14 protein-coding genes, 1 rRNA gene and 5 pseudogenes are annotated in these 20974 nt (G+C 43.6%); 1 reads left to right on the top strand and 19 read right to left on the bottom strand.

Annotated features, from left to right (window positions below; all coding sequences use genetic code 11):
- Position 1: 1 nt before the first annotated feature.
- The 3 genes and pseudogenes from ligA to MAQA_RS05920 all read right to left on the bottom strand — a co-directional run bounded on the left by ligA (position 2) and on the right by MAQA_RS05920 (position 4933).
- Positions 2 to 2012 (bottom strand): annotated as a pseudogene (gene ligA, locus MAQA_RS05930) (NAD-dependent DNA ligase LigA).
- Positions 2013 to 2035: 23 nt separating this feature from the next.
- Entirely contained in the window at positions 2036 to 4231 is a 2196-nt protein-coding gene (pcrA, locus tag MAQA_RS05925) for a DNA helicase PcrA (protein ID WP_036072261.1), read from the bottom strand.
- 54 nt (positions 4232 to 4285) lie between these two features.
- Positions 4286 to 4933, bottom strand: a complete 648-nt coding sequence (locus MAQA_RS05920) for a geranylgeranylglyceryl/heptaprenylglyceryl phosphate synthase (RefSeq protein WP_241463129.1) — start codon at positions 4931 to 4933, stop codon at positions 4286 to 4288.
- A gap of 212 nt (positions 4934 to 5145) precedes the next feature.
- Between MAQA_RS05920 and MAQA_RS05915 the strand changes: the two genes are divergently transcribed.
- Positions 5146 to 6489 carry a sodium-dependent transporter gene (locus MAQA_RS05915; protein ID WP_036072257.1) on the top strand — a complete coding sequence of 448 codons (1344 nt, stop codon included), beginning with the start codon at positions 5146 to 5148 and terminating at the stop codon, positions 6487 to 6489.
- Between the two features lie 46 nt (positions 6490 to 6535).
- On the opposite strand, the gene MAQA_RS05910 is transcribed toward MAQA_RS05915, so the two are convergent.
- The 16 genes and pseudogenes from MAQA_RS05910 to rrf all read right to left on the bottom strand — a co-directional run bounded on the left by MAQA_RS05910 (position 6536) and on the right by rrf (position 20909).
- A complete protein-coding gene (locus MAQA_RS05910) occupies positions 6536 to 6790 on the bottom strand; it encodes a hypothetical protein (RefSeq protein WP_036072255.1) in 255 nt (84 codons plus the stop codon).
- A 15-nt stretch (positions 6791 to 6805) separates the two neighbouring features.
- Positions 6806 to 7105 (bottom strand): YerC/YecD family TrpR-related protein, encoded by a 300-nt coding sequence (locus MAQA_RS05905; RefSeq protein ID WP_036072253.1) that lies wholly within the window; start codon positions 7103 to 7105, stop codon positions 6806 to 6808.
- 124 nt (positions 7106 to 7229) lie between these two features.
- Positions 7230 to 8489: a phosphoribosylamine--glycine ligase gene (purD, locus tag MAQA_RS05900; protein ID WP_036072251.1), complete on the bottom strand. Its 1260-nt coding sequence runs from the start codon at positions 8487 to 8489 to the stop codon at positions 7230 to 7232.
- 16 nt (positions 8490 to 8505) lie between these two features.
- Positions 8506 to 10035 carry a bifunctional phosphoribosylaminoimidazolecarboxamide formyltransferase/IMP cyclohydrolase gene (gene purH, locus MAQA_RS05895; protein ID WP_036072249.1) on the bottom strand — a complete coding sequence of 510 codons (1530 nt, stop codon included), beginning with the start codon at positions 10033 to 10035 and terminating at the stop codon, positions 8506 to 8508.
- Complete coding sequence (purN, locus tag MAQA_RS05890; protein ID WP_036072247.1) at positions 10016 to 10603, bottom strand: phosphoribosylglycinamide formyltransferase; 588 nt, start codon at positions 10601 to 10603, stop codon at positions 10016 to 10018. The genes purH and purN overlap by 20 nt, the downstream gene beginning before the upstream one ends.
- Positions 10600 to 11640 (bottom strand): phosphoribosylformylglycinamidine cyclo-ligase, encoded by a 1041-nt coding sequence (purM, locus tag MAQA_RS05885; protein WP_036072245.1) that lies wholly within the window; start codon positions 11638 to 11640, stop codon positions 10600 to 10602. The genes purN and purM overlap by 4 nt, the downstream gene beginning before the upstream one ends.
- A 14-nt stretch (positions 11641 to 11654) precedes the next feature.
- A complete protein-coding gene (gene purF / locus MAQA_RS05880; protein WP_036072243.1) occupies positions 11655 to 13091 on the bottom strand; it encodes an amidophosphoribosyltransferase in 1437 nt (478 codons plus the stop codon).
- Positions 13076 to 15294, bottom strand: a pseudogene (purL, locus tag MAQA_RS05875) (phosphoribosylformylglycinamidine synthase subunit PurL). Before purL ends, purF begins: the two are co-directional and overlap by 16 nt.
- Positions 15281 to 15970, bottom strand: coding sequence for a phosphoribosylformylglycinamidine synthase subunit PurQ (gene purQ / locus MAQA_RS05870; protein WP_036072241.1), 690 nt, complete (start codon positions 15968 to 15970; stop codon positions 15281 to 15283). The pseudogene purL and the gene purQ overlap by 14 nt, the downstream one beginning before the upstream one ends.
- A 2-nt stretch (positions 15971 to 15972) precedes the next feature.
- A pseudogene (purS, locus tag MAQA_RS05865) lies at positions 15973 to 16219 on the bottom strand (phosphoribosylformylglycinamidine synthase subunit PurS).
- A pseudogene (gene purC, locus MAQA_RS05860) lies at positions 16212 to 16932 on the bottom strand (phosphoribosylaminoimidazolesuccinocarboxamide synthase). The pseudogenes purS and purC overlap by 8 nt, the downstream one beginning before the upstream one ends.
- A 58-nt stretch (positions 16933 to 16990) precedes the next feature.
- Positions 16991 to 18283: an adenylosuccinate lyase gene (purB, locus tag MAQA_RS05855; RefSeq protein WP_036072239.1), complete on the bottom strand. Its 1293-nt coding sequence runs from the start codon at positions 18281 to 18283 to the stop codon at positions 16991 to 16993.
- Positions 18284 to 18301: 18 nt separating this feature from the next.
- Positions 18302 to 19426, bottom strand: a complete 1125-nt coding sequence (purK, locus tag MAQA_RS05850; protein ID WP_036072237.1) for a 5-(carboxyamino)imidazole ribonucleotide synthase — start codon at positions 19424 to 19426, stop codon at positions 18302 to 18304.
- Positions 19419 to 19907 (bottom strand): 5-(carboxyamino)imidazole ribonucleotide mutase, encoded by a 489-nt coding sequence (purE, locus tag MAQA_RS05845; protein WP_036072236.1) that lies wholly within the window; start codon positions 19905 to 19907, stop codon positions 19419 to 19421. Before purE ends, purK begins: the two co-directional genes overlap by 8 nt.
- Positions 19908 to 20106: 199 nt before the next feature.
- Positions 20107 to 20665, bottom strand: a pseudogene (locus tag MAQA_RS05840) (DUF2179 domain-containing protein).
- A 128-nt stretch (positions 20666 to 20793) separates the two neighbouring features.
- A 5S ribosomal RNA gene (gene rrf, locus MAQA_RS05835) occupies positions 20794 to 20909 on the bottom strand.
- Between the last annotated feature and the right edge of the window lie 65 nt (positions 20910 to 20974).

Here is a 20974-nt window from a genome sequence, read left to right as displayed (position 1 = left end):
ATTAAATTTCACCCTCATCCGGTAAGTATTCCATAAGGTCTAGTTCCGACCAGACAGGAATGCCAAGTTCCTCTGCTTTTGTAAGCTTCGAACCTGCATCACTACCTGCAACAACAACATCCGTTTTCTTACTAACACTTCCTGAAACGTTCCCGCCAAGTTTTTCAATTAGCGCTTTCGCATCATTTCGTGTCATTTGTTCCAATTTCCCTGTTAAAACAACCGTTTTCCCAGCAAATACCAAATCTTCTTCTGGAATATCTTCACGTCTTGGTCCTGTGTACGTCATATTCACACCAGCTCTTCTAAGCTCAGAAAGCAGTGCGTGGACTTCTTCATTTTCAAAATAAGTCACAATACTATCTGCCATCTTCTCGCCAATATCTGCCGTTTCCGTGAGCGTTTCTTTATCTGCCGCACGAAGAGCATCCATTGTTTCAAATTTAAGTGCAAGCGTCCTAGCAGCTTTTTCACCGACATGACGAATCCCCAGTCCAAATAAAAGTCTTTCCAACGAATTCGATTTACTATTTTCAATCGAGTTCAACAAATTCGAAACTGATTTTTCTCCCATTCTTTCTAATTCTAACAGTTTTTCCTTCGATAGGAAATATAAATCTGCAACATCGTGAATCAACTCATGTGAAAACAGCTGCACCACAACCTTTTCACCAAGTCCATCAATGTTCATGGCATTCCTTGAAACAAAGTGAATCAATTCTTCTTTGATTTGAGCAGGGCACTTCGGATTGATGCAACGAAGTGCAACTTCTTCTTCCAGTCGAACCAGTTCACTCCCGCAAGTCGGACAAGTTTCTGGCATGTGGAAAGTGACTTCATTCCCCGTACGTTTTTCTGGAATGCTTCGAATGATTTCTGGAATGATGTCGCCTGCTTTTTTCAACAACAACCGTGTCCCCAACACGAATATCTCGTTCATGGATCAAATCTTCATTGTGAAGCGAAGCTCGGCTGACTGTCGTTCCCGCAAGCTGAACCGGATCTAGAACCGCAGTTGGTGTAACTACACCCGTGCGCCCAACATTCAACTCAATTCCTTCGAGTTTTGTTTCCACTTCTTCTGCAGGAAACTTGTAGGCGATCGACCAGCGCGGTGTCTTAATGCGCGCTCCCATCTCTTCTTGTTGCGCAAGGTCATTTAGTTTAATTACAATTCCGTCAATGTCATAATCGAGCGTCTCACGTTTTTGTGTCCACTCCTCAATGTACTGAAAGACTTCATCCATCGTCTTACAAACTCGGCGCTCCTTATTTGTTCGAAGCCCCAGTTCCGTTAACTTATCAAGTCCATCGCTATGACGCGAAACTCCCATCTCACCAAAATCAGCTACCGCATAAAGAAAAATATCTAAATTCCGCGATGCTGCAATTTTTGTGTCAAGCTGTCTGAGTGACCCAGCAGCCGCATTTCGCGGGTTAGCAAATTGTGGAAGTCCGTCTTCTTCACGTTTTTCATTCAACTTCACAAAAGAACGCTTTGGCATATATGCTTCACCACGCACCTCAATAGAAAAGGGCTGTTTAAGCTTCATTGGAATCGAGCGAATCGTCCGTAAGTTAGCCGTAATATCTTCGCCAACAGACCCATCCCCCCGCGTTGCCCCGCGGTTATAACGTCCATTTTCATACGCAAGAGAAACTGCGAGCCCATCAATTTTGAGCTCACACATATATTCACGATCTTCCCCCACTTTTTCACGAATCCGCCGGTCAAAATCAAGCAAATCTTGTTCATTAAACGCATTCGCCAAGCTCAGCATAGGAATTTTGTGCTCCACCTTTTCAAAGCCTTCCAAAACTTCGCCACCAACACGCATAGAAGGCGAGTCGTTCGTAACCCAATCTGGATGTTTTTCTTCAATTTGCAATAATTCCTGCATTAACTTATCATATTCCGCATCCTCAACCGTAGGATTATCCATCACATAATACTCGTAGCTATATTCATCCAAAATACGAATGATATCTTCATAGCGTTTTTTTTCATCCATTTTCAAGGTCCACCCATTTCTTACTAGACTTTTTCGATCGGCGCAAATTCAGCAAGTAGCCGTTTAATACCCACTGGACTTTCAAAAGCAATATCTAACTCCATATTGCTTCCCTCGCCTTTTACGCTAACAACCGTTCCTGTCCCCCATTTTTTGTGCTTCGCTTTATCCCCGACGTTCCAGCCAAGTTGAGCCGCACCAGAGCTCTTATAAACAGAAGTTGTTCGTTTCTCGGGTGTTCGTTTAAATGGAACTTCCTTCAACCGATTTTCATGACCCATTTCAAGTAAATCTTGTGGGATCTCCCCAATAAAGCGGGATTCTGAATTTGCTGTACTTCGTCCAAACAGCATCCGTGAGTAAGCACTCGTCAGATAAAGTTCCTCTTCAGCACGTGTAATCCCCACATATGCCAGTCGTCTTTCTTCTTCCATTTCGTCTTCTTCAAATAGCGCACGAGAATGCGGGAAGATGCCTTCTTCCATCCCCACCAAAAAGACGACTGGAAACTCTAGACCCTTTGCCGAGTGGAGCGTCATAAGCGTAACAGCCCCGCTATTTTCATCTTCTGCATTATCTAGTTGATCGACATCCGCTACAAGAGCCAAATCCGTCAAGAACGCGATCAGCGATTTGTCTTCGCTTTCCTTCTCAAAGTTTTGTGTGACCGACATAAATTCATCAATATTTTCGAGTCGCGTTTGCGCTTCAATCGTTCGTTCATTCTTAAGCATTGTCCGGTAACCCGTTTTTTCAAGAACCTCTTCAACAAGTTCTGTCACAGACAAATAATCTTGCATCTTCGTAAATCCTTTGACAAGATCATAAAATTCGACTAATTGTTTGCTGATTTTAGCTGAGAGCCCAGCAAGTTCAATTCGTTCGAGCACTTCAAAATAAGTTAAATCATAAGCCGCAGCCGTTTGCGCAATCTTATCAAGCGATCCAGCACCGACACCGCGTTTTGGTACATTGACAATCCGTGTCAAACTAATATCATCATCATTATTCGAAATCAAGCGCAAATACGCTAAAATGTCTTTAATTTCCTTACGATCATAGAACTTTGTTCCACCGACCATCGTATATGCCATGCTTGATTTCATGAAGAATTCTTCCATTACCCGCGACTGCGCATTGGTCCTATAAAGGACAGCAAAGTCAGAAAGTGGGCGAGATTCATTTTGAACCTCTTCTTGAATCTTACTAACCACATACGAGGCTTCTTCTTTTTCCGTTAACGCCTTATGGTAAAAAATCTTCTTGCCTTCTTGATTTTTCGTCCACAATTTTTTGGGTTTTCGGTTCCCATTATTTTCAATCACGCGATTGGCCGCTTCTAAAATCCGCTGCGTTGAGCGATAGTTTTCCTCTAGCAAAATCGTTTTCGCGTCTGGATAATCCTTTTCAAACGAAAGAATATTAGAAATATCCGCACCACGCCAGCCGTAAATCGACTGATCCGAATCCCCAACCACGCAAATATTTTGCAACCGCTCAGCAAGCATCTTCACAAGCAAATACTGCGCATGGTTCGTATCTTGATACTCATCGACATGAATATACTGAAACTTACGTCCATAATAATCAAGCACTTCCGGAATCCGTTCAAATAACTGAATCGTCACCATGATCAAATCATCAAAATCAAGCGCCTGATTTTTCTTAAGTTTCTTCTCGTAAGCTTCATATACTTCAGCTACCATATTGTCATAATAGCCACTTGCCTCTTTCTTGTATTCTTTAGCCGTCATCAATTCATTTTTAGCATTGCTGATCGAAGCAAGAATCCCACGTGGCTCAAATTTTTTCGCATCAATATTCTTATCCTTCAAAATCCCTTTAATGACCGATAACTGGTCGCCACTATCCAAAATAGTAAAATTTCGTTCATAACCAATCCGATCAATATCACGACGTAAAATCCGCACGCACATGGAGTGGAACGTTGAAATCCAAATTGATTCTGCAACTCCGCCAAGAAGGCCAACAATCCGCGCTTTCATTTCCCGCGCCGCTTTATTCGTAAACGTAATCGCCAAAATATTATAAGGATTAACTTCCTTTTCCTTGATCAAATAAGCAATCCGGTGCGTTAAAACCCGTGTTTTCCCACTTCCAGCGCCAGCCATGATCAAAAGTGGGCCTTCCGTCGTTTCAACCGCTCTTTTTTGTTCCGGATTAAGCCCCGCTACTAACTGTTCACTTTCCAATTGCATCTTTTCCACCACCATACAAACGTTTGTTCTTTATTTTATCATATTTCGATTCATTTACCTAGTGATTTCTGCCGTTTTCAAAGCTTCACTAAAATTTTCATAAATCAAATTTCCAACCACGATCACATCCGCAAATTCTGCCATTAACCGTGCCTCATGAACCGAACGAATTCCGCCCCCGTACCATAACTCCGTTTCGAGCAACTTACCCTTCACATGCCGTACCAGAGAAACGTCGCCGAGCTTCCCGCTATATTCTAAATAAAACACCGGTAATTGCAAGAAACGCTCCGCGAGTTCAGCGTATGCTGCCACATCTTCCTTCGAAAGCTCCGTGTCCGCCTTTGTCAACTTCGCCACCTTCGCTTCGCCGTTTAAAACGAGATACCCTACTGGCTTAATCTGCTTAAACGGCACATGCGGTGAAAACCGTTTGAGTGCCTTACTAAACTGCCCAACAACCCAGTTGCTATCCGGAGAATTTAAAACGAGTGGAACCAAAAATCGATCCGCAAATGGGAGCACCATTTCCTCGCTACTTAACTCGAGAAAAAGCGCTTTATCCGTTTCCATAAAGCGTTCATAACAAAAAGCCGCATTTTCAGCCGTCACAAGATCCGTACCACCAATGATAAAACCATCCGTATCACTTCTCAGTAAAGCCTCGACCTCTGGATCCGTAAGAACTTTCGCAGGATCGATTTTAAAAAAAATGTCTCATTCTGGAAATTCTCCTTCACCTTTCAGTCATCAATAATTTATTATAGCATTTGTTTCCACCATCTTCACCCTTTCCAACAACAATTTAACTTTTTTTGTACTTTTTTAAAAGTTTTTTAAAAAAAATCCTTTTCTTACTTTTCATTTTTTGGTATCATAAAACTTATACTTTAACTAGATAAAGGAGGAATAGTATGGAAAAAAGGGAAACATGGGGTTCCAAACTCGGATTTATATTAGCTTCTGCCGGCTCGGCGATAGGGATTGGAGCGATCTGGAAACTTCCGTATGTAGCCGCTACAGCAGGAGGAGGCTCCTTTTTTATCCTCTTCCTTCTGCTAACGGTCTTGATTGTTTTGCCTGTCTTAATTGCAGAATTTATTATTGGACGAAGTTCGAAAGCAGATGCCATTACGGCCTATAAAAAATTAGCGCCCGGAACTAAATGGAACTGGCTTGGAAAAATGGGTGTTGCCGGAGCAAGCATCTTGTTTTCTTTTTATAGTGTCGTAGGAGGCTGGATTATTACTTATCTGATTAAAGCCCTCTCGCTTTCACTAAACGGGCTTTCCCAACCGGAATTGCTCGAAGAATTCGGAAAAACGACTGCGAATCCTTATATCTCCATTCTCGCAACATTCGCTTTCATCGCACTCAATGTATTCGTTATTCGCCGTGGCGTTGTCTCCGGCATTGAAAAAATGAATAAATTCATGATGCCTGCACTATTCATTTTATTCGTTATCTTAATCATTCGTTCCTTAACTCTTGACGGAGCGATGGCAGGCGTTCAGTTTTTCTTAAAACCTGATTTTAGTGCCATTACCGGTAGCACCGTTTTAATCGCACTTGGACAAGCCTTCTTCTCCTTAAGCGTTGGTCTATCCGTTATGGTGACATATAGTTCATACTTGAACCGGTCTGTTAGCTTACCACAGTCAGCCGCATCCGTTGCCTTACTGAACCTTTTCGTCTCGCTTCTAGCAGGACTTGCCATTTTTCCAGCAAGCTTTGCACTAGGCATCAAACCAGACGCAGGACCCGGACTTTTATTTGTGATTCTCCCTTCCATTTTCAGTCATCTCCCGTTCGGAACCTTTTTCTTCATCGTCTTTTTATTTTTGTTCCTGTTTGCAGCCCTTACATCCAGCTTCTCGCTTCTCGAAGTAACCGTGGCGCCACTTATGGCACAAGGAACATCGCGCAAGAAAGCGAGCACCCTGACAGGCCTTGTCATTATGCTCCTTGCCATTCCGTCAGCCCTTAGCTTCGGCGTATTTGCTAACATTCACATTTTCGGGCTAACCTTTTTTGACCTTGCCGACTATCTTGTTTCAAATCTTTTACTTCCCATCGGAGCCTTATTAATCGCAATCTTTGTTGGCTTCAGAATGCCACGGAAGCTATTAGTAGAAGAGTTCCAAGCCGGAAGCAAAATCAGCTACAAAATCTTCATCGTTTGGCTTTTTCTCATCAAATTTATCGCCCCGATCGGCATTATTTTTGTCTTTCTCTATGCAACAGGCATCCTCAAATAACAAAAAAGGTTCTGAAACGAAATTCGTTTCAGAACCTTTTTCAAATTCAAAGTGCCATCACAATTAAACTTGTAAGACAAATGGCGAATCCCGAAAGACCAATTGACGTCCCTACAAAACTTTTCGCACGTAAATTTATAAAGGAAATAGCCAAAAAGCCGACAATAAAGACCCAGTGCCACAGCACACTAAAAGTTAGCGGCTCGCGCATCATCACCATATTCCCAATCATAAAAAGAGCAGCGATGCCTAAAAGAGTAGCAATCAAGATTCGTAAGCCTCGAAATGGTTTCTGTTCCAAAAAAAAGCCTCCCTGTTACTTTTCGTCTTCTTTCATGCGTTCAAAAACTTTGCCGTACATGTCATTTCCGTAATTAAGCGAACGTTTCACACGGGAAATAGTCGCCGTACTCGCTCCTGTTTCCGCTTCAATCACATTATATGTCTTTCCTTCCGAAAGCATCTTCGCTACTTGAAAACGTTGCGCCATTGACTGAATTTCATTAACCGTACAAACATCATCAAAAAAGGCATAGCACTCTTCAAGCGTCTCCAGTTTCAAAACTCCTTGAAAAAACGCATCCAGACCTTCCCCTCGAATTTTCTCTATTTGCATACGAAAACCTCCGTTTTTAGTGTTTATACTCTATACTTTCATATTTTAACGTACCAACGTGTAAAAAACAATTGTTTCGCAAAAAAGAGAGACCCAGCCAACCCGCTAAATCTCTCTTTTTATCTTACTCTGCCTTCGAACCAATGTCAATTCGGTAAAAGAAGTTAGGATTATCTAATTTTTTCATTTCCTCATACAAAGCTTGCCTTGCTTCTTGCATCGAGTCTGCTTCCGTCTCAAGCAAGAGAATTCTTCCGCCAGCAGAAACAAGCGCTTCATCTTGCCATTTCGTTCCCGCATGATAAACCCGAACAGTTTCTGTTAAATGTTCTAGCCCAGTAAGCTCGTGTCCTGTCTCATAATGATCTGGGTAGCCAGCACTTGCAAGCACAATGCCGAGCGTAACACCCGATTTCTTGAAACGAACATCCGGTTTTTCATCATGGAGCAGTTTTTGAATCACTTCCGCAAAATCACTTTCTAGACGTGGCAATACCACTTGCGTTTCCGGATCTCCAAAACGCGCATTAAATTCAATCACCTTTGGTCCCGCATTTGTTGCGATCAGTCCAGCATAAAGCACCCCACGAAAAGCTCGCCCTTCTGCTACAAGTCCTCGTGCAGCTGGTTTTAAAATTTCTTCCACAGCTTTTTTCACCAACTGCTCAGAAATTTGCGGTACAGGTGAGTAAGCGCCCATTCCACCCGTATTTGGACCTTTATCTCCATCATAGGCCCGCTTGTGGTCTTGCGCGATTTCCATCGGATAGACTTCTTCGCCATTCACAAAAGCCATGAGCGAAAATTCCTCCCCTTCAAGGAACTCCTCCAAAATAACCTTTTCCGCGGCTGAACCAAATTTATCTTCAAGCATCATTTCTTTTAGAGCAAGTGTGGCCTCTTCAAGCGACATCGCAACTGCTACCCCTTTTCCAGCAGCTAGCCCGTCCGCTTTAATGACAATCGGTGCCCCTTTTTCATCCAGATAAGCCTTCGCCGACTCATAGTCCGTAAAAGTCTTAGAAGCCGCCGTCTCAATCTGATATTTTTTCATAAACGATTTCGCAAAATCTTTGCTTCCTTCAATCAAAGCTGCTTCTTTTCGTGGACCGAAAGCCTTTAAACCAGCCGCCTCAAAATCATCTACGACCCCGAGCAAAAGAGGCACTTCTGGGCCCACAATCGAAAAATCAATGCGTTCCGCTTTTGCAAAGGCAATCAAATTTTCCGAGTCTGTTTCTGGAACTTTCACACACTGAATCCCGTCTGCTTCCATCCCCGCATTTCCCGGCGCACAAAAAACCGTTTCTACTCGATCAGATTCCAACAACTTTTTAGCAACCGCATGCTCCCGGCCGCCGCCTCCAATAACCAAGACTTTCATCTTTGACACACCTTTCTTAGTGTTTAAAATGCCGTACCTTCGTTTTTATCATCGCAAGACCATGTTTGTTCGCCATATCAATCGAATCTTGATCTTTAATCGAACCTCCCGGCTGAATAATCGCCCGAATGCCCGCTCTCGAGGCTGCCTCTACCGTATCATTCATTGGGAAAAACGCATCACTCGCAAGAACCGCACCATTTGCCTTTTCGCCTGCTTGATGAAAGGCAATCTCTGCCGCGCCAATTCGGTTCATTTGCCCCGCACCAATTCCGAATGTCATCTCTGCATTTCCAACGACAATCGCATTCGATTTCACATGCTTTACAATCTTCCACTGAAATAAAAGCGCCTTAAGCTCTTCATCCGTAGGTACGCGATCTGTCATCACTTCATAGCTCTCACTCTCTTCAAGAAACGTATCACTATCTTGAATAAGCAAACCACCTCGAACAGACGTCACGTCATGATAACGCGCGCCACTTGAAATTTCAAGCTCTAGCAACCGAATATTTTTCTTTTTCGTTAAAATCTCCAGAGCTTCCTTAGTAAAACTTGGAGCAATCACAATCTCAAGAAAAATTTCACTCATCTTAAGAGCCGCTTCTCGGTTCACTTCCCGGTTCAAAGCGATAATTCCTCCGAAAATAGACGTTTCATCCGCTTCGAAAGCCTTTTGAAAAGCTTCCTCCACTGAATCCCCCGTTCCAACACCACAAGGATTCATGTGTTTCACCGCCACAGCCACTGGTTGCTCGAACTCAGATACGATCTTAAGCGCCGCATCCGCATCCCGAATATTGTTATACGAAAGCGCCTTACCATGAAGTTGCTTTGCCCTTGCAAGACTTGCTGTACCCGCAAGCGGTTCCGCATAAAATGCCGCTTGTTGATGCGGGTTCTCTCCGTAACGCATCTCACTTTGCAAATTATAAGTAAGCGTCAACTTTTCAGGAAATGCTTCGCCTGAAAGCTCCGTCAAATATCCCGCAATCAGCGCATCATACTGAGCCGTATGGCGAAAAACTTTCGCCGCAAGCTTTTCTCGTGTTTCCCGCTTCGTTTCGCCCGCTTCATTTAGCTCTGCAAGCACCGTCTCGTAATCCGCCGAATCCACAAGCACAGTCACTGCTGCATAGTTTTTAGCTGCCGAACGAAGCATCGAAGGTCCGCCAATATCAATATTTTCAATAGCTTCTTCCAAAGTTACCCCTTGCCTTGCGATCGTTTCCTGAAACGGATATAAATTCACACAAACCAAATCAATCGGCTTTATCCCATGCTCAGCCGCTTGTGCCTTATGTTCCGAAAGATCTCGCCTAAACAGCAATCCGCCATGGATCGCCGGGTGTAGCGTCTTCACACGCCCATCTAACATCTCTGGAAACGCCGTCACCTCTTCAATTCCTACAACAGGGAGCCCCGCCTCAAGAAGTACCTTTTTCGTTCCGCCCGTCGAAATAAGTTCAAATTGATGCGAAACGAGCTCCCGAGCAAAATCAACAATCCCCGTTTTATCTGACACACTAATCAATGCTCTTTTCATTTCTTTTCTTCGACTCCTTTTGCATCATTTTTTTCACAACCGCTGGATAAAAACGATGTTCGACCTGATGAATCCGTTCTTCAAGTTGCGCCTTACTTTCACAAGAGACGATCTCAATTTTTTCCTGCGCAATCACAGCGCCCGTATCCATCCCGGCATCAACGAAATGCGCCGTCACCCCCGTCACACTCTCCCGAGCAGAAAGCGCCTGACCAATCGCATCTTTCCCCGGAAATAGCGGCAAAAGAGACGGATGAAGATTAATAATTCGGTTCGGAAAAGCCTCAAGGAGCGTTTCCCCAAGAAGCCGCATATAGCCCGCAAGCACAATAAAATCCACCTCATACCTAAGGAGCTCTTCCAAGATCACTTTTTCGCAAGAAGCTTTGTTCAAAAAGTCGCTTGCCGAAAACACAAAACGAGGCAACTCAAATTGATCCGCCCGTTCGAGCACTCGAGCTCCCGGCTTATCACACACGAGTAGCTTTACCGCCGGCCGAATCATACTGTCTTCCATCAATGCTTCAAAATTCGATCCACTTCCCGAAGCAAAAATAGCTATCTTCATTTTTCCTCACCTGAAACGAGTCGAACCGCTTCCGTCTCGCGTTTCACAACAGAACCAATCCGGTAAGCCGATTCCCCAAGTAAAGCTAAAACTTCATCCTGAACATCCGCTGGGACAGCTAGCACAAGCCCAATTCCCATATTGAAAATCTCAAACATTTCAAGCTCATCCAAATCCCCTAGCGCCTTCATATGTTTAAAAATCGGTAAAATAGGCCAGCTTCCAAGCTCTACTTCCGCCGCCAAATCCGCATCAAGCATCCGTGGCAAATTCTCAACAAAGCCTCCGCCCGTAATATGTGAAATCCCGTGGACCGGATACTTCTTTAAGACGTTAAGGACCGGCTTTACATAAATCCGCGTTGGTTCAAGAAGCTCCTCCCCAAGTTTCCTGCCAAAATCCTCAACAAACGTATCGAGAGAAAAATCATGATCTTTGAAATACAGCTTACGCACAAGCGAATAACCATTGCTATGTATCCCGCTTGACGAAAGCCCAATCAAAACATCCCCAGCTTTCACCGCGCCAGGTGCAATCAAACGCTCTTTCTCACAAGCCCCAACCGTAAAACCTGCCAAATCATATTCATCTGGCGCATACATATCAGGCATTTCAGCCGTTTCCCCGCCAACAAGAGCACAACCCGCTTCCGTGCAGCCAGCCGCAACTCCCTTTACAATTTGTTCCATTTTAAGCGGTGACGTTTTCCCCGTCGCAATATAGTCCAGGAAAAAAAGCGGTTCCGCACCTTGCGCTAAAATATCATTCACACACATCGCCACACAGTCGATTCCAATCGTATCATGCTTATCCGCTTCAATCGCAAGCAAGAGCTTCGTTCCAACCCCGTCCGTACCAGAAACAAGAACTGGTTCCTTGAGGGCAAGCGAACTAAGATCAAACATCCCGCCAAAAGACCCTAGTGCGCCCATTACACCACGTCGCTTCGTTTGCTCCACATGCTTTTCAATCCTCCGAACCACTTCATACCCAGCTTCCACATCCACGCCTGCTTTACTATACGCATTTTCCGCCACAGTATTTCCTCCTTCTACAATCCGTTTTTTTGCGCCTCAAGACTTGCCAAGTATTCCGCCTCATAGTCATAAAGTGGCGTCGGATAATCCCCATTGAAATAAGCCATGCAAAGCCCGCCATAAGGCTCATCCGGATAAGGCCTACCAATCGCATCAATCAAGCCATCCTCGCTTAAATACTGCAACGAATCCGCACCGATAATCCGGCAAATTTCATCCACACTATAATTCGCCGCAATCAGTTCATTTCGCGTTTGAATATCAATCCCATAAAAGCAAGGAAACGCAAGCGGCGGCGAAGCAATCCGCACATGAACTTCAAGTGCCCCAGCTTCCCGGAGCAAATTCACAATTCGCTTACTCGTCGTGCCGCGTACAATTGAGTCGTCAATCATCACAACCCGCTTCCCTTCGACAACCCCACGCACTGCCGAAAGTTTCATCCGAACGCCTTGTTCACGCAGTTCCTGAGAAGGCTGAATAAAAGTCCTTGCCACATATCGATTTTTGATTAATCCAAGCTCATAAGGAAGACCTGCTTCTTCCGCATATCCGATGGCAGCAGAAATGCTTGAATCTGGAACCCCCGTCACCACATCCGCATCTACAAAAGCCTCCCTAGCAAGCTGTTTCCCACTTCTCTTCCGTGCCGAATGTACATTGATTCCCGCAATATCTGAATCCGGACGAGCAAAATAAATATATTCCATGCTACAAATCGAATGCTTAATATCCTTTGTAAACGAATCAATATGCAAGCCATCATCATCCACTACAATCAACTCACCAGGCTCCACATCCCGAACAAACTCTGCCCCAACCGTTTCGAATGCACACGTTTCAGAAGCAATCACATAACTATCCCCAATTCGACCAATTGAAAGCGGTCGGAAACCATTTGGATCAAGTGCCGCGATCATCGCATTTTCAGTAAGTAGCATATAAGCAAAGCCGCCTTTAACCTTGCGGAGAGCGACCTTTAAATCTTGCATAAAGTCTCCTGTCCGGCTTCGCTTCATGAGATGCGCTAACACTTCTGTATCTGAACTCGTTTGAAAAATGGCGCCTTCACTTTCTAGTTCCTTCCGAAGCGTCTTCGCATTAATCAAATTCCCATTATGCGCAAGAGCAAGTGAAGAATCTTGAAAATGAAACAAAAACGGCTGAACATTTCCAAGGCTTTTTCCGCCAGCTGTTGCATAGCGCACGTGGCCAATTGCGCCACTTCCTGGTAAACCTTCTAGTTCCCCATGTTTAAATACATCTGCTAGCAAACCTAAGTTGCGGTGCCCTCGTAACACTTTGCCGTCTGTTGCAACAATTCCCGCACCTTCTTGCCCGCGATGTTGTAAACTGTGTAAGCCATAATACGTAATTTCAGCAGCTTGCGGGTGATTCCAGACGCCAAAAATTCCACATTCTTCATTTAACCCCTTTATTTCAGCAAGCATGAAAGCGCCCCTTCCCAAATGGTCCGAAGTGCCTCAGTTTCTTTTTCTAGCACATCTTCTCCGCTTTTAATAACCAAGCGACCATTTTCCGTTACCGTTCCAATTTCGCGTGCTATAAGCCCTTCAACATGCCGCATAAAAGACTCCCGGTTTTCCTGCTTCACCGATACAAGAAAGCGTGATTGCGACTCACTAAAGAGCTCAGTAAGTGAAAACGGGATCTCGACATCCGCTCCGAAATCACCTGCAAAACAAGCTTCAGCAAGAGCAACAGCAAGTCCACCTTCTGCAAGATCGTGCGCACTCGCAACCGTTCCCGCTTGAATCGCCGCAAGAAGTGCCGATTGTGTTTTTTGTTCGACTTGAAGATCAAGCTCCGGTGCACGCCCACTGATTTTTCCTTCCAAAAGTTTTTGCAGTTCTGAACCATTAAATTCAGCTTTTGTTTCTCCAATCAGGAAAATAAGATCTCCAGGCGCCTTAAAGTGCTGCGTTGTGATATCTTTTGTTTGTTCAATTAGCCCAACCATCCCGATTACAGGCGTTGGATAAATACCCGTTCCATCTGTTTCATTATAAAGCGAGACATTACCAGAAATAACAGGCGTGTTAAGAGAACGACAAGCCTCACTGATTCCGTCTGCCGCTTTTTCAATTTCCCAAAAAATTTCAGGTTTTTCCGGATTTCCAAAATTCAGCCCATCCGTAATGGCAAGTGGCTTTGCTCCACTACAAACAATATTTCGTGCTGCCTCAGCAACAGCGATCGCTCCACCCACTTCAGGATCAAGATACAAATAACGCGAGTTACAATCCGTCGTCATCGCAATGGCTTTATCCGTTCCTCGCACGCGAATCACTGCTGCGTCAGACCCTGGTGCAACCGCCGTGCTCGTTCGCACTTGATAATCATACTGCTCATAAATGTGACGTTTACTTGCAATCGTTGGGGAAGCAAGGAGTTTTTCAAACACAAGTCCATGATCGGCGATGCGCGGCGCAAATGGCGTTTCATTTTGAAAAGCTTGGAAGCGTGCAGGTTCCTTAGATGGCTTCTCGTAAACAGGCGCATCCTCAGCCAGCGCATCTACTGGTACATTTGCAACCACTTCACCTTGATGAATGATTTTATACATCTTATCATTCGTCACATGGCCAATCGTTACCGCATGCAAACCATAACGTTCGAACAAAGCTTGAATTTCTGCTTCATGACCCTTTTTCACACAAAGCAACATCCGCTCTTGTGATTCAGAAAGTAACATTTCATAAGCAGACATCCCTGTTTCTCGTTGCGGGACATCATCCATCACAAGTTCAAGCCCTGCTCCCGCTTTTGAAGCCATCTCCGAGCTTGAACTAACAAGACCCGCAGCTCCCATATCCTGGATACCAACCAAAATATCTGCATGCTGCTCAATCACTTCAAGGCAAGCTTCAAGCAGTAGCTTCTCCATAAACGGATCCCCTACTTGCACCGCCGAACGTTGCTGCTCGCCTTCTTCACTAAACTCAACAGAAGCAAACGTTGCGCCGTGAATCCCATCTCGACCTGTCTTCGCACCCACATACATGACGGGATTCCCATCACCGGCCGCTTGCCCTTTTTGGATATCTTCTTGCTTGATGAGCCCTACACACATCGCATTTACTAAAGGATTCTTCTCATAGCAAGCATCAAACTGCACCTCGCCACCAACAGTTGGAATCCCAATTGAATTCCCGTAACCAGCGATTCCCGAAACAACTTCACTCACTAAGTACTTCGTATGCGACTTCGTCAGCTCACCAAAACGGAGCGAATTTAGCATAGCAATCGGGCGAGCCCCATCGAGAACACATCGCGAATAATTCCGCCAACGCCTGTTGCAGCACCTTGATAAGGTTCGACATATGAAGGGTGATTGTGGCTTTCCACTTTGAAAGCTACGCCAAGCCCGTCGCCAATGTCTACGATCCCAGCCCCTTCCCCAGGACCTTGAAGCACCTGTTTTCCTTCCGTAGGGAATTTCTTTAAAACAGGCTTCGAATTCTTATAGCTACAATGCTCCGACCACATAACAGAAAACAAGCCCGTTTCCGTATAGTTGGGCTTTCTTCCAAGAATGGACACAATGAGCCCATACTCACTATCCGTAAGCCCCATCTCAAGATACACTTTGTTCGCTTCAATTTGAATCGCTGTAGGTTCATTTGCTTGCACTTTGATAAGCCTCCTTAAAAGAACTCAAAATCGATTGAAACAATTTAATCCCATCCGTTCCACCGACCAGTTCCTCGACTGCCCGTTCCGGATGGGGCATCATCCCTAAAACATTTCCCGCCGCATTCACAATCCCAGCAATATCACCCGTACTTCCATTTGGATTCTCACTTATATAGCGGAACACAATTTGATGATTCCTTTCTAGCTCTTGATACGTCTCCGGATCACAATAGTAATTCCCTTCCCCGTGCGCAACCGGAATCCTAATTTCCTGATGCGGCTCATATCCACTTGTAAAGATGGTATTCGTATTCTCAACTCGAAGCGGCACCGTTTTACAAACAAAATGCAAGTTATCATTTCGAAGAAGCGCACCGGGCAGAAGACCAACTTCTGTTAGAATCTGGAATCCATTACAAACGCCAAGCACAGGTTTCCCATCACTCGCAAAACGAAGCACTTCTGGCATAATATTCGCAAACTTAGCAATCGCCCCCGTCCGCAAGTAATCGCCATAAGAAAAACCGCCAGGAAGAAGAACCGCATCAAAACCATCTAGCGAAGTCTCAGCATGCCAAACAAATTCTGCTTCTTCTCCGAGCACATCGCGAATAGCATGTAGCATATCAATATCACAATTTGAGCCTGGAAACTGAATCACCGCAAATTTCATCTTCAAGCCTCCTCGATTTCATAGCGATAATCTTCCATCACTGGATTAGTTAGCAATTTATCACAAAGTTCGTCCAACAATTCATGAATATCCCGCTCTGATTTTTCTACCTTTAGTTCCATATACTTTCCGATGCGCACATCATTCACAGCATCATAACCCACACTTTTAGCAGCATCTTTGACTGCCGTTCCTTGTGGATCAAGCACACTTTTTCTTTAAAGTCACATAAATTTTAACATTATACATTTCTTACAACCTCCTCTAGGCGAGCTAAGATTTCATCATAAACTGTAATTAAATTCCCAATATTCCGACGAAAAACATCCTTATCCAGCTTTTCGTTTGTTTCCACATCCCAAAGTCTGCAAGTGTCTGGTGAAATTTCATCTGAAAGCAAAATGCTCCCGTCCTTCGTCCGACCAAATTCCACTTTAAAGTCAACCAAGGTAACACCCGCTTTTTTAAAAAGTTCGGTGAGCGCTGCATTGATTCGTTTCGCTTCTTGCTTCAAAATCTCCACTTCCCGATTTGTAGCCACTTCTAAAAACAAAACATGATCATCATTGATAAATGGATCATTTAGCGCATCCTCTTTGTAATAAAACTCCACAATCGGCTGTTCAATTAGTTCTCCTTCTGATTTACCGAGTCGCTTTGCGAGGCTTCCAGCAAGAACGTTCCGAACGACTACTTCAAGGGGAATAATCTCCACTTCTTGAACAAGCTGTTCAGTTTCTGAAATTTCTTCAATAAAATGACTGTCAATTCCTTTTGCCTTCAGATAACGAAAAATAAGCGAAGTGATTTGATTATTGCGTCTTCCTTTTCCTGCAAAAATCTCTCGTCGTTCGCCGTTTAATGCCGTTGCGTCATCTTTATACGCCACACGCAAAACACCCGCTTCTGGGGTCTTATACAATTTTTTTTGCCTTGCCTTCATAAATCAACTCGTCTTTCACGCTATAACGCTCCTTTTTTATTGAAAGTAGCGTGCCCGCAAAATGCGGGCATGCTCTGTTAAAGACCTAAACGGTTAAAAATCATATCAACATTTTTCAAGTGATAATTATAATCGAAGCAATCGGCAATTTCTTCTGCCGAAAGTAAGGAAGTAATTTTCGGTTCACTTTCCACCAGCTCCCTAAACGGTGTGTGCGTTTCCCAAGCTTCCATCGCTTTCGGTTGAACGATGTCATACGCTTCTTCACGTGCCATCCCTTTATCAATTAAAGCAAGTAGAACGCGTTGTGAATATATCAGTCCAAGTGTAGCATCCATATTTCGTTTCATATTTTCTGGGAATACCGTCAAGTTTTGAACGATCGAGCCAAAGCGGTTTAAAATATAATCCAGTAAAATCGTCGCATCTGGCAAAATGATTCGTTCCGCTGAACTGTGTGAAATATCGCGTTCATGCCAGAGTGGTACATTTTCGTAAGCTGTCACCATGTGCCCACGGATCACACGTGCGAGTCCCGTCACATTCTCAGAGCCAATTGGATTTCGCTTATGTGGCATTGCAGAAGAACCTTTCTGCCCCTTCGCGAAAGCCTCTTCTACTTCACGTACTTCACTTTTCTGTAAACCGCGAACTTCCACCGCAAATTTTTCAATCGAAGTTGCAATCAGCGCTAAAGTCGCGACATATTCTGCATGACGATCACGTTGTAATGTTTGTGTTGAAATAGGCGCAGGTGTTGTACCAAGTTTCCGGCAAACATATTCTTCAACAGCAGGATCAATATTCGCATACGTCCCAACAGCTCCAGAAAGCTTTCCAAATTCAACTCCTTTTGCAGCATGGTTGAATCGTTCCAAATTACGCTTCATTTCTTCATGCCATAAAGCCAATTTCAAGCCAAAAGTAGTCGGTTCTGCGTGAACACCATGTGTCCGTCCCATCATCACCGTATATTTATGCTCTTTAGCTTTTTCTGCAAGAATTTGGATAAAAGCTTCCATATCTTTGCGCAAAATCTGATTAGCTTGCTTGAGTACGTAAGAGTTAGCCGTATCCACTACATCTGTTGACGTTAAACCATAATGGACCCATTTTCGTTCTTCACCAAGCGATTCAGAAACAGCTCTTGTAAAAGCCACTACATCATGACGAGTTTCTTGCTCAATTTCCTTAATTCGCTTGACATCAAACGTTGCGTGTTCACGAATTTTAGCAACATCTTCTTTTGGAATAACACCAAGCTCTGCCCAAGCTTCACAAGCCAAAATTTCAACTTCAAGCCAAGCATTAAATCGATTTTCCTCCGTCCAAATTTCGCCCATTTCTTTCCTCGTATAGCGTTCTATCATTCGTTTTTGTTCCTCCACTTAGTCCCAAATTTGTGTTTCTTTTAAATCTTGTAATACTGCATCTGTATCATTTGTAAGAATCGTAATATGCCCCATCTTGCGATCACGTTTTACTTCTTTTTTACCATAATAGTGAACAAACCAGCGCGCATAACTTCCCATAGCCTTGTTAACGCCTTCCACATGTTGCCCCAAAATATTTACCATCACAGCGGGTTTCAAAAGTTCTGGCTTTAAAAGTGGCAAGCCTACAATTGCTCGGATGTGTTGCGTAAACTGCGAAATCGAACAAGCTTCAATTGTATAGTGCCCCGAATTATGCGGACGCGGTGCTAGTTCGTTTACATATAATGCACCCGATTTGGTCACGAACATTTCTACGGCAAGCACACCTTCTAAGTGTAAGTACTCGGCGAGTTTCTCAGCAATCGCATGTGCTTCCTCGTCTCCATCTTGATTAATTTTTGCAGGTACAACAGAAGTATGCAAAATGTTATTCACATGAACATTTTCACTGACAGGGAAAGTTTCTACCTGTCCAGCCCCATTTCGCGCCACAACAATTGAAATTTCTTTTTCAAAAGGAATAAAGGCTTCAAGGACACATGATCCATAACGAAGAAGCGGAAGAGCTGCTTCAATATCACTTTCCTCACGCAAAACAAATTGACCTTTTCCATCATAGCCACCTCGAGCCGTCTTCAAAATGGCTGGGTAACCGATCCCCTTGATTTTTTCCCGAATATCTTCTTCGTCGACAACAACTGCATAAGGGGCAATGTTGATATTACATGATTCTAAATATGCTTTTTCAAGAATTCGATCTTGTGTAATGGATAAAAGTTCTGTCCCTTGTGGAACCCAAACAATTTTTTCAATATCCGCAAGCGCATCATAATCGACATTTTCAAATTCGTATGTCACAACATCTGCATGAGTCGCTAGATCACGAAGTGCTCTCCGGTCATCATATTCCGCAACAATCTGTTCATCGCTAACTTGACCTGCCGGACTGTCAACGGTCGGATCTAACACGATAATTCGATACCCCATCGCCTTAGCAGACAATGCCATCATTCGACCCAGTTGACCGCCACCGATAATTCCAATCGTGCTATTTGGAAGTAAATGTTTTTTACTCAAGACTATCACTACTTTCCTGTACATTTTCTTCTAGTGTAGCACGTCTTTTCGCTAATCTGCCAGTAATAGTTCCATTAGAAATTGATAAGATTTGAGCGGCAAGCAATCCGGCATTCGTAGCTCCTGATTCCCCGATTGCAACGGTCGCAACAGGAACACCTCCAGGCATCTGTACAATCGAAAGAAGAGAATCTAGACCATTTAATGCTTTCGACTGAACAGGAACACCAATCACCGGGAGTGTCGTTTTCGCTGCAACCATCCCAGGAAGATGGGCAGCACCTCCAGCACCAGCAATAATCACCTTAATTCCTCTCTCTCGAGCTGTCTCAGCATATTGAAACATCATATCTGGTGTACGATGTGCGGAAACCACCTTTTTTTCATAAGGAATTTCTAGTTCATCCAATATCAGACAAGCTTTTTTCATTGTTTCCCAATCTGAGGTACTTCCCATGATAACACCAATTTCAGCAGACATTAGCTGCTCATCTCCTCTTCATCTGAACTAAACGCCGATAACAATTTCATTCTAACAATAGCACGCTAAAAAGTCAATTTAAAAATCGAACATTTTTATAACTTAAAACACGAACGTTCGTATTTATAGGTGTTTTTTGAAATTTACATAGCAAAAAGCGGACAAGAAATAAGAAATTTCTTGCCCGCTCCATTTATTATTATTCGTTTTCTTGATTTTGCTTGGCTTGAAGTCTTCTAACATGCCTAACCCAAAAGCCACCGTGAATTTGTTTAGGTTCTGACGAAACAATAAAAGGCCTTTTCATCAATTGCAATAATTTGTTTATACAGTTTATGTTCATACTTTCGTGGTGTCAAAATTTCAAGCATCATTCGTTCACCATCACGACCGTTTGCTAGCCAACTGGTTACTCCGTATCCCTTTTCACGAATTTGATTTGGTAAATCTAAATTATACTCTTTAGTGATCACGTTAACAGTGATATACCCAAGGGCGAGTCTTTCTTCAATCTTCATTCCGATAAATAGTCCGACACCATAACCTACTGCATAAGCAATGACATTGACAATATTATTTAAATTATTAAGGACTAAACTTAGAGCAACAACATAAATGATCATTTCGAGCATACTAACAAAAGCAGCTAAATACCTATACCCTTTCATTGTTAGCAAAAGTCGCACAGTCGAAATTGCAACATATAAAATATTGACTATAAAAATGGTGATAACTACACCCACTGCTCCTTCTAGCATGACGACACAACCTTCTATTCAAATAAATTTTTTTAGTGTTCTCTAATATTATTCCATTTAATAGCGACACTCAAACATAAATGAGTATATGAAAAAAGAATCCGGAAATAAATCCAGATTCTTTACTTGCCCGGCGGCGACCTACTCTCACAGGGGGAAGCCCCCAACTACCATCGGCGCGGAGAAGCTTAACTACCGTGTTCGGGATGGGAACGGGTGTGACCTTCTCGCCATAGCCACCAGACAAGGAATATGAAAAGAACGTCGTTCTCTCAAAACTAGAGAAGAAAAGCGTGTGAACCAGAATCT

The sequence above is a fragment of the Listeria aquatica FSL S10-1188 genome (assembly GCF_000525795.1).
Lineage (GTDB): Bacteria > Bacillota > Bacilli > Lactobacillales > Listeriaceae > Listeria > Listeria aquatica.
Note: the sequence above shows the minus strand (reverse complement) of the source record. Positions and strands in the feature narration are given on the sequence as shown.